The organism is Brevibacillus reuszeri, assembly GCF_002897295.1.
GTDB lineage: Bacteria > Bacillota > Bacilli > Brevibacillales > Brevibacillaceae > Brevibacillus > Brevibacillus reuszeri_A.
Genome location: NZ_BEXF01000169.1, coordinates 1 through 226, shown reverse-complemented (window position 1 = coordinate 226; position 226 = coordinate 1). Strand labels below are relative to the sequence as shown.

Below are 226 nucleotides of genomic sequence, written 5' to 3'. Positions count from 1 at the left end.
CGCTTGAGCAATGGCGTGACGCAGGAGGATAGGGTGAGCGGCCTACTGGATGGCCGTCCAAGCAGCAAGTGTGGTGTGTAGGCAAATCCGCACACCGTCAAGCACAAGCTGTGATGGCGAGGGAAATGTAAGTACCGAAGTCCCTGATTTCACACTGCCAAGAAAAGCGTCTAGCGAGGAACAAGGTGCCCGTACCGCAAACCGACACAGGTAGGCGAGGAGAGAA

Annotated in this window: 1 rRNA gene; it reads left to right on the top strand. The window is 56.2% G+C overall.

Annotated features, from left to right (window positions below):
- Positions 1 to 226 (top strand): 23S ribosomal RNA (locus tag C3B52_RS36055); the annotation flags it as partial.